Genomic DNA, 9853 nt, shown 5'->3' with positions numbered 1-9853 from the left:
CTGCAGCACCGCCCGCGGCGGCACCCGCCCGCCCGGCTTCGCCGCCTCCAGCTGGCCGGCCCGCACCCGCAAGGCCGCTACTGCCCTGGCTGCAGCGTTGAGGCTGACACGCGCAAGCTAGCGGGTGAATGGCAGCAACCAACTATCTGCGCGTAGGCGCTCAGCCGAGTATCCCGGAAGTCACTCCGTCGCGCATCCCGCCTTCGACGTCAGTCTAACCAACTGCAAGACGTCGGTCGGCGGTTTGTTGGTGGAAAGAGCGGAAAACGAACCTTCCGAGGCAGCAGCGGCCCGTCCGTCCGCGCCGCTACTGCCTTGGCTGCAGTTCAACGCATCTTCCAAGCGCTGCTGAAACACCTGACGGCTGATTTCGACAGCCCCGAACCGCTCAAGGTGGTCGGTGATGAACTGCGTGTCCAGCAAGGTGAAGCCACCATGCTTCAACCGCGCGATGAGATAGACCAGCGCGATCTTGCTCGCATCGCGCGCTCTGGAGAACATGCTTTCTCCGAAGAAGGCCCGGCCGATATGGACGCCGTAGAGGCCGCCGGTCAGGCCGCCGTCTTGCCAGACTTCGACGGTGTGGCAGTGTCCGAGGGCGAACAGCTCCCTATAGAGGCTGCGAATACGACCGTTGATCCAGGTGCTGCGGCGTCCCGCGCGCGGCTCCGCGCAGCCTTCGATCACGGCATCGAAGTCGTTGTCGATCTTGACCTCGAACCCGCCACGGCGAATGGTCCGCGCGAGGCTTCTGGGGATGTGGACCGCATTCAGAGGTAGGATTCCGCGGCGCTCAGGTTCGATCCAATAGAGCCCGTTGTTGTCCGCGCTCTCCGCCATCGGGAAGATGCCGCACGTATAAGCCTTCAGCAGCACCTGCGGCGTGATCTCGATCATGACGTCGTCGAGAGAACTCATCGTGCAAGGTTCCCCAACGAGCGCTGGTCGGGCAAGGCCAGGCTCTTAGCGGTCGCCGTTCGGCGCCAAGTGGTCTTCCAGCCAATGGATGTCGTAATGGCCGTCGACGATGTCCGGCTCCTGAATGAGCGACGAGAACAGGGGAATAGTTGTCTCGATGCCATCGACCACGAATTCTCCCAAAGCGCGTTTGAGCCGCATAAGACATTCGTTGCGGTTCCGAGCGTGCACAATGAGCTTTCCGATCAGACTGTCATAATACGGAGGGATGGTGTAGCCCGCATATGCGCCCGAATCGACCCGGACACCCAGGCCGCCGGGCGGGTGGAAGTGAGTGATCGTGCCCGGAGAGGGACGGAAGGTAAGCGGGTTCTCGGCGTTGATGCGGCACTCGATGGCGTGCCCGTCGAAGCGCACGTCCTCCTGGCGGATAGACAGCGGGGCGCCCGAGGCAATTCGGATTTGCTCGATCACGAGGTCGAGTCCGGTGACCATTTCTGTCACCGTGTGCTCCACCTGGAGCCGTGTGTTCATTTCAATGAAGTAGAATTCGTCGTTCTCGTAGAGAAATTCCACCGTGCCCACGCCGCGATATCTCAGCTTGCGCATGGCATTGGCTACGATCTCGCCGATCCGCATGCGTTCGCTCTCGTTGAGCGCGGGCGAGGGCGCCTCCTCCCAGAGCTTTTGGTGGCGCCGCTGCAAGGAGCAATCGCGCTCGCCAAGGTGAACCGCGTTTCCGTTCCCGTCGGCGAGGATCTGCACCTCGATATGGCGTGGGGTGCCGAGATACTTCTCCAGATAGACCGTATCGTCGCCGAAGGCGGCCCGGGCCTCGTTGCGCGCCGTGCTGAGCGCGGCTTCGAGTTCGTAATCGAAATGCGCCAGCTTCATGCCGCGCCCGCCTCCGCCGGCAGACGCTTTTACCATTACGGGATAACCGATTTCCTCGGCGATGACTTTCGCCGACTCAAAGTCCGTAACGGATCCGTCCGAGCCGGGCACGACCGGAATGCCAAGCGACTTTGCAGTCTCCTTGGCCTTGATCTTGTCGCCCATTAGCCGCACGTGCTCGGCCGTAGGGCCGATAAACGCAATTCTGTGTTCCTCGAGAATTTCGGCGAAGCGCGCGTTCTCGGCCAGGAAGCCATAGCCGGGGTGGATCGCATCGGCGCCCGTGATCTCGCAGGCCGCGACGATTGCGGGGATGTTGAGATAGCTGTCTTTGGCCTGGGGCGGCCCGATACACACGCTTTCGTCTGCAAGGCGGACATGCATCGCGTGCGCATCCGCCGTCGAATGGATCGCGACGGTGGAAATGCCGAGCTCCTTACAGGCCCGCTCGATGCGAAGCGCGATTTCTCCCCGGTTGGCGATCAGAATCTTGTCGAACATTGAGTCTGACTATTCCTACTCGATCACGATGAGGGGTTCGCCGTACTCCACCGGCTGACCGTCCTCGACAAGGATCGCTGTGACTTTGCCGGACTTGGGCGAAGGGATGTGATTCATCGTCTTCATCGCTTCGATGATGAGAAGCGTTTGACCGGAGGTCACGGTGCTGCCGACTTCAACGAACATGGCCGCTCCGGGCTCCGGAGAGCGATAGGCCGTCCCCACCATGGGTGAGGTTAGCGCATCGGGATGTACGCCGGCATCCTCCGACGAGGCGCTCCGCTTCGAATCGGATTGGACTGGCGCTACTACGGGCGCCGCGGCGACGGGAGCGGCGGTGACGTTGACGCTTCGCGCCACGCGGAAGCGGCGTCCCTCAAGCTCGATCTCGATTTCCGTCAACCCGGTTTCATCCAGAAGCGTGGCGAGCTCCCGGACGATATCCGTATCGAGGCTTCCCCCGTCTTTACTCATTGGCGTCCTTTCATTGTCGTCGTCCCGCTAGGCGTCGGAAACCGCGGCGGCAACCGCCTCGATCGCGAGTTCGTAGCCGAGGCCACCTAAACCGCAGATTACCCCCTTCGCGGCCTGGGAAACATAGGAGCGGTGGCGGAACGGTTCACGGGTGAAGATATTCGATAGATGGACCTCGACGATAGGTACTTTGCACGCAAGGAGCGCGTCGAGAATGGCGATCGAGGTATGCGTGTAAGCGCCGGCGTTCACAATAAGCCCCGACGCATTCGTCCGGGCCTCCTGGATCCAGCCGACCAGGTCTCCCTCGGTATTGCTCTGCCGGAAGTCCACGGTGCAGCCCAGCCTTTGAGCTTTGCGCACGCAGCGCTGTTCCAGATCGACCAGCGTTTCGATGCCGTAAACTTCTGGTTCGCGACTCCCAAGGAGGTTCAGATTCGGGCCGTTCAAGATATAGATCGGGTTGGCCATGGTGCATTCCCGGTAGGCGATCCAGGGGGGTGGCGGCCCCGCCAGCGGATGGAAAGGGCGCGCGCAAAATTCGCAAAGAACATCGCGGTAGCGCGCCACTTATCAGCTTTTTAGCAACTGAGCAAAAGCCGAGAGGGCCCCGATACGCGCCGTCGCAGATCAGGGCCCGGGATCGATCCTCGGATCGGCCGTCAGCAGGTCGCCTTGCAGCCTTCCTTCCGGATGATCCCGACTTTCTCGACCAGCTGGTCGTAGAGATCGTCCGGCGCCCCCGGAATGGTGCGGTCCCCGATCAGATAGAGCGGGGTGCCTTGCAGGCCGAGACTCTGGGCCAGCCCGTGGGCCTCCGCCAGGGCGTCGGCAACCTCCTGGCTCTCCATGTCCTTCTCGAGCTTGGGCACGTCCAGTCCGATTTCGTTGGCGATGCGGAGAACCTTCTCCTTGTTCGCCTTGCCCGGCGCCGTGAACAGCTTTTGGTGCATTTCGAAATATTTGTCCTGCAGCATGGCCGCGAGGGCGCCCTTGGCAGCGTCCTCCGAATCCCCGCCGAATATCGGGAGCTCCTTGAAGACCACGCGCACCTTGTCGTCGTTGTCGGTGAGCTTCACCACCTCCGGCATGGCGCGGCGGCAATAGCCGCAATTGTAGTCGAAGAATTCGACCACGGTGACGTCGCCATCAGGGTTGCCGGCCGTATAGGACTTGTCCGAGCGGAACAGAGCGTCGGCATTGTCGCTGATTGCTTTGGTTTGCTGGACGTCCTGTTCTTCCTTTTGGCGCCGGTCGAGTTCGGTCGTCATGGCGACAAGGATTTCCGGATTCTTGGTGAGATAGTCGTGGACGATATCCTCGACCTGCTTCTTGTCCGGCGCTTCGCCGGGAAGTGCGGCCGTGCCGGCGACGTCCCGCCCAACGAACAGGACGGTCGCGGCGCTCACGATGGCGGCTACGACCGCGGCGAGGAGGGCGGTGGCCAAGCCAGTCTTAAAGGTCATGCTGAGGTCTCCGAGAGTTTGCGTGGGTCGGACGCATCATTTTTTACGTGTCGGCATCTGAAAATCGAGAATGTCTTGGGCGCGGAGCCATTGCGGGGTTCCGCCCGATAGACCATTTTGCGCCCGTTTGGCCATCATCTTGGCCTCGCGTAAGCGTCCTTCATAGAAATAGGCCTCCGCGGAGGCAAGCGACGCGCGAGACAGAAAATTGCGCCGCGCACCCGAGGACTTCGTCAGATCGCCCTTGCGGCCATAGGCCATGGCGAGTTGGCGATAGCCCATAGCCGATTGCGGCTCCTGCACCAAGGCTTTCCTCAGGTTGCGGATCACTTCGTCGAGGTAACGATTGTCCTCAGTGCTGAGCATGGCTTGGGAGAGCATGATCTGGATCAACGCTTCGTGGGGGGCGATCGCGACGGCTTGCCGCAAGGGGCCGATGGCCTCTTTGCCACGGCCGCTTTCGAACAGAAACTGTCCCTTGATCTCGTAAAAATACGGCCAATTCGGCTGGGCCGCGATGAGCTTGTCGATATACGGCATGGCCGCATCGACGCCCGACTTGCGATAGGTCGCGATCGCCCGGGCGTAGTCGCCTGCCAGTGTTTCGTCTTGGCGGTAGCGGTTCAGGGCGGCGTCAGGTTTCTCCAGAAAGCCTGACAACTTGGCGCGCACGAGGTTGTGCCGGTGTTTCAGCTCCGGCGAATCCTCGACGTCGTAATGGGGGCTGGACTCCACCAGTGCCCGAAGCTGCGCAATACGCGTCTGCGGAAGCGGATGGGACATCAAATAGGGATTGATCCCCTGAATGCCACGCAGCTTGTCGGCCAGCACGTCGAAGGTCTGCAGCATGCCGCGTCCCGACTGGCCTGTTGCGTTCAGGAATGTCATGGCGGCTTGGTCGGCGGAGGACTCCTCGGTCTGCCGGTAGGCCATGAAACTTCGCATGGCCGCGTCTTGTCCACCGGCCATCGCCCCCATGCCGATCTGGCCAGCATTGGGAACGCCCGCCAGGCCGCCGCCGACCATGGCGGCCAAACCCAGAAGCTGAAGCGCCAACGCCGTGGACTGCATCCGGGCCACTTGGGAGCGCAAACGGGCCAAGTGACCGCCCGTAATATGTCCGGTCTCATGGGCAATCACGCCGATCACTTGGTTCGGTGTCTTCGAGATCATCAATGTCCCGGCATTGAAAAACATGTTGTGCCCGTCGACGACGAAGGCGTTGAAGTTCTTATCGTTGACGATGTGGATCTTGATGTTCTGAGAGCCGAGTCCGGCGCTGCGGAAAATAGGCGCCGCATAATCGCGAATCAGGCCTTCGGTCTCCGCGTCGCGGATCACCCCGCGGGCTTCGGCGATGCTTGGAACGATCAGCCCTGCGATCAGCCCGACCGTGGCCGCCACACGCGAGACAGTGGGTCTGCGGCGGGAGGAGGGTAGAGCCGTGAGTTTGGCCAGAAACGGCATGATGGTCGTGATCGTATTGGCTCGGCTGTGATGCGCAAAGACGCTGTTTTCTTTTGCCTCTCTAGGGCGCTACGTTGGCACGCCGCTGATGGCCCCCGCCATTGCCAAGCTCATTTTGCTTGAGGCCTGATTGCGGCGACAACGTGACACCCGCTACCCGGCCTTCATCAATAATGTGCGAGGGGCACCGCCAGTGAGCAACCAGTCCGAGGTCCCGCCGTTGCCCAGGCAGTCCACGCAAGCGCGATCGATCGATCCGTTCATCGTCATGGACGTGATGAGCGAGGCCAACCGCCGGGAGAGCGCCGGTGAAGACATCATCCATATGGAAGTGGGCCAGCCGGCGACGCCCGCGCCGCGCGCCGCGCGCGAGCGTGTTGCGCAAGCCATGGCGGGAGAGAACCTCGGCTACACGATGTCGCTCGGTCTTCCCGAATTGCGGGAACGGATCGCGGCCTATGTCAAACAGCGCTACGGCGTTGGCGTGGGGCCGGACCGCGTGATCGTGACCGCGGGGTCGTCCGCCGGATTCGTTCTGGCATTCCTCGCCATTCTCGATCACGGCGATGGCTTCGGGCTGCCGTCTCCCGGCTATCCCTGCTACCGCCAGATTCTCAAGGCGCTGGGGTTCCGGGCACATCTGATTGAAACGACCGCGGAGGGGCGTTGGATGCCGACCCCAGCCGATGTCGACGCGCTGGTAGGCTCGGACGCTGCAGGGCTGCTGCTCGCGAGCCCCAACAATCCCACCGGGACCATGGCGACGGGCGCGCGTTTGAAAGAGCTGGCCGAGGCCTGTACCCGGCAAGGGCTCTGGCTGATCTCCGACGAAATCTACCACGGCCTCGAATATGTCGTGGCGGCTGAAACCGCGCTCGCCTATTCCGACACCGCAATCGTGGTGAACAGCTTCTCGAAATATTTCAGTATGACCGGATGGCGTGTCGGTTGGCTGATAGTGCCGGAAGTCCTGACGCGGACAATCGAACGGCTGTCCCAAAACCTTTACATCGCCCCGCCAACCGTCTCTCAGGTCGCCGCCCTCGGCGCCTTCGACGGGATCGACGAACTCGAAGAGATCAAGAGATTTTATGCGCGGAACCGCGCCCTGCTCTTGAACGAACTCCCGCAAGCGGGCTTTCCGAACATTCTGCCGGCGGACGGGGCGTTCTATCTCTACGCGGATATCAGACATCTGACGGACGACAGCGCTGCCTTCGCGCAAGCGATGTTGCGCGAGATCGGCGTTGCCGCCACGCCCGGTATCGATTTCGACCCCGAGCGGGGCCGATCCTATTTGCGGCTGAGCTATGCGGGAGCGGAGCGTGAGATACGCGAAGCCGCAATGCGCATCGCAGCCTGGCTGAAGAGGCGATAGCAACACGCGCGACGTCGAAGGCATCGCAAAGAGGGGGGCATCGCAAAAGGGGCGCCCAAGGGCGCCCCTCATGTTGTCCTGTTATGTGCCTCTCGGAACAATCCGAAAAGGCGTCAGCCCCGCGACCACCAGCCCTTGCGCTGGCGCGCGGACTTTTTGTCGCCGTCGCTTTCGATCCAAATTTCTGGCTTCGGTTCGGGCGCGATCGGTTCCTCGCGCGACGAGGCGATGCTGAGCGCAGGCTCCGTCCCGTGGGTCGCGGGCTCGGCCTCATCCTCATCAGATTCAACGTCTGCCACCGGAGTGGAATCGTCTCCGGTCGGCTCGTCTGAGGTCTCTTCGGCAACGTATTCACTGACCGAGACTTCGCGCTGTGACGTCTCGTCCTTTGGGCTCTCGTCATCCGAGGTGCCGACATCGAAGTCTGCGGTCGGCGCCGCGGGTTCTTCTGCATGCTCTGAACCCGTCTGACCGGTCTCGGCGTCCGCGACGGCATCGTCGTTCTGCCCATCCTGCTGCTCGGCTGTCAGCTCGCCGGCATTTCTCTGACTGCGTCCCCGGCCACGGCGGCCGCCACGGCGGCCTCTGCGGCGCGATTGGCGCTGTTGCGTCTCGCCATCACCGTCTCTGGCCTCGTTGCCCGCATCGGCAGCAACGGACGCGCCCTCGCTCGAGGCCACATCGGTCGTCTGAAGCTCGGTGTCGGTCTCGCTGTCGCCGCGTCCACGCCGACGTCTGCGCGGCCGACGCTTGCTTGCGTCCGCATCGGACTCGCCGGCCGGCGAACCGTCCTCGCGATGATGCGCCCAGTCCATATGGACCACTGCGCTGTCGCCAGACGCCTGTGCACTATCCGTCGAACGCTCGATGACGAATTGCGGGATGTGCAGATCCTTGTCCGCACCGACCGCGATCGGAACCTCGTAGCGGGCTTCGATGTCTTTCAGGTGCGCGCGCTTCTGATTGAGAATGTAGAGCGCGACCTCGACGGCCGTCGTTGCACGAAGCGGCATGATCCCATCGGTAATCAGCCGGTCCTCGATCGAACGCAGGATGTCGAGGGCAACCGATTCGACCGAGCGAACGATGCCGGTGCCCTGGCACATGGCGCAGGCGCTGGTCGAACCTTCCAGAACACCCGTACGCAGGCGTTGCCGCGACATTTCCAGAAGGCCGAATGCACTGATACGCCCGACCTGAATGCGTGCGCGGTCGTTGTGTAAGGCATCCTTCAGGCGCCGCTCGACCTGGCGGTTATTGCGCCGCTCGTCCATGTCGATGAAGTCGATCACGATGAGACCCGCCAGATCGCGCAAGCGGAGCTGACGTGCCATCTCCTCGGCCGCTTCCAAGTTGGTCTTGAGCGCGGTGTCTTCGATACTGTGCTCGCGCGTCGCCTTGCCCGAGTTCACATCGACGGCGACCAAGGCCTCGGTCTGATTGATCACGATGTAGCCGCCCGACCTCAGCGTCACTTGCGGTGAGAACATCGCCGCCAGTTGCCGCTCGACCTGATAGCGGATGAAGATCGGCCCCGGTTCCTTATAGGGCTTCACGTTCTTCGCATGGCTCGGCATGAGCATGCGCATGAAGTCCTTAGCTTCGCGGTAGGCGTCGTCGCCCGCGACCAGGACCTCGTCGATGTCCTTGTTGTAGAGATCCCGGATAGAGCGCTTGATCAGGCTGCCTTCCTCGTAGACGAGGGCAGGAGCCGTCGAACCCAAGGTGAGGTCGCGAACCGTCTCCCACAGGCGCAGGAGATAGTCGTAGTCGCGCTTGATCTCGGTCTTGGTGCGCTGCGCCCCGGCGGTGCGGATGATCAGCCCCATGCCCTCGGGTACCTCAAGCTCGCCCGCGATCGCCCGCAGGCGCTTACGGTCCGTCGGCTGCGTGATCTTGCGGGATATTCCGCCGCCGCGCGCGGTGTTCGGCATCAGCACCGTGTACCGGCCGGCGAGTGAGAGATAGGTCGTCAACGCAGCACCCTTATTGCCGCGCTCTTCCTTCACCACCTGGACCAGAATGATCTGGCGGCGCCGGATAACCTCTTGGATCTTATAGGGACGGCCGCGTCTACGGTGTGCGCGTTCGGGCAATTCCTCGAGCGCATCTTCCGAGCCGACCGACTCTACGCGATCCTTCGCCGACGTCCGACCACCGCGATCGTCGTCGTCATCGGAGTCCTCGACGTCGTCCGAATCCTCGTCGTCCTCGTTCGAGTCTTCGTCTTCGTTCGAGTCGTCCGTCTCGCTCGGGGCATCCGGGCTCCAAGCCTCGACGTCGCATACGTCAGAGGCATTGTCGTTCGGAGCCTCCGTCTCGTCGCTCTCGGCGTCATCCGCCTCGACAGCCGGCTCCAAGGGTTCGGACACCTCATGCGTCAGATCGGCCGCCTCGAGCTGGATATCGGGATCGCCGTGTTCGTCACGCGGCGTCGTGTCGATCTCTTCGTCATCGTCGAGTTCGAACGTCGCGATCGGGATGACTTCGATCGGCCGTGCGTCCGCCTCCGGAGCCTTCTCGGGCTTCTGACCCTCTTTGCGGGGTTCGTCGCGCCCACGGCCACGACGGCCGCGCCGGCGCCGGCGCCCTCCATTGGAGGCGTCGTCGTCTTCCGCGGCTTCTTCGGCAGAGACACGACTTTGCTCGGCGGCGTCTTCTTCTAAAAGCGCCTGACGATCCGCGACCGGGATCTGATAATAATCGGGGTGGATTTCAGTAAAAGCCAAAAAGCCGTGCCGATTACCACCGTAAT

General features: G+C 62.4%; 8 protein-coding genes. 1 reads left to right on the top strand and 7 read right to left on the bottom strand.

The window, feature by feature from the left end:
- Positions 1 to 180: 180 nt before the first annotated feature.
- The 6 genes from aat to WBQ77_RS12565 form a co-directional block, all read right to left on the bottom strand.
- A complete protein-coding gene (gene aat, locus WBQ77_RS12590; protein ID WP_424043654.1) occupies positions 181 to 918 on the bottom strand; it encodes a leucyl/phenylalanyl-tRNA--protein transferase in 738 nt (245 codons plus the stop codon).
- A gap of 45 nt (positions 919 to 963) precedes the next feature.
- Positions 964 to 2313, bottom strand: a complete 1350-nt coding sequence (gene accC, locus WBQ77_RS12585) for an acetyl-CoA carboxylase biotin carboxylase subunit (protein WP_424060502.1) — start codon at positions 2311 to 2313, stop codon at positions 964 to 966.
- A gap of 15 nt (positions 2314 to 2328) precedes the next feature.
- Positions 2329 to 2787 carry an acetyl-CoA carboxylase biotin carboxyl carrier protein gene (gene accB / locus WBQ77_RS12580; RefSeq protein ID WP_424043657.1) on the bottom strand — a complete coding sequence of 153 codons (459 nt, stop codon included), beginning with the start codon at positions 2785 to 2787 and terminating at the stop codon, positions 2329 to 2331.
- Positions 2788 to 2814: 27 nt separating this feature from the next.
- Positions 2815 to 3258, bottom strand: coding sequence for a type II 3-dehydroquinate dehydratase (aroQ, locus tag WBQ77_RS12575; RefSeq protein WP_424060501.1), 444 nt, complete (start codon positions 3256 to 3258; stop codon positions 2815 to 2817).
- A gap of 191 nt (positions 3259 to 3449) precedes the next feature.
- On the bottom strand, positions 3450 to 4253 hold the full coding sequence (locus WBQ77_RS12570; protein ID WP_424043661.1) for a DsbA family protein: 804 nt from the start codon (positions 4251 to 4253) through the stop codon (positions 3450 to 3452).
- A gap of 36 nt (positions 4254 to 4289) precedes the next feature.
- Entirely contained in the window at positions 4290 to 5720 is a 1431-nt protein-coding gene (locus WBQ77_RS12565; RefSeq protein ID WP_424043662.1) for a M48 family metalloprotease, read from the bottom strand.
- A 268-nt stretch (positions 5721 to 5988) separates the two neighbouring features.
- On the opposite strand from WBQ77_RS12565, the gene WBQ77_RS12560 reads away from it, so the two are divergent.
- Positions 5989 to 7098, top strand: a complete 1110-nt coding sequence (locus WBQ77_RS12560) for a pyridoxal phosphate-dependent aminotransferase (protein ID WP_424043665.1) — start codon at positions 5989 to 5991, stop codon at positions 7096 to 7098.
- A 113-nt stretch (positions 7099 to 7211) separates the two neighbouring features.
- Here WBQ77_RS12560 and WBQ77_RS12555 read toward each other — a convergent pair.
- Positions 7212 to 9853 (bottom strand): ribonuclease E/G (locus tag WBQ77_RS12555; RefSeq protein WP_424060500.1); only part of this gene is annotated, 2642 nt, incomplete at its 5' end.

Source organism: Methyloceanibacter sp., from assembly GCF_049590335.1.
Lineage (GTDB): Bacteria > Pseudomonadota > Alphaproteobacteria > Rhizobiales > Methyloligellaceae > Methyloceanibacter.
The sequence above is the reverse complement of the archived record's forward strand: the minus strand, read 5'-3'. Positions and strand labels throughout refer to the sequence as shown.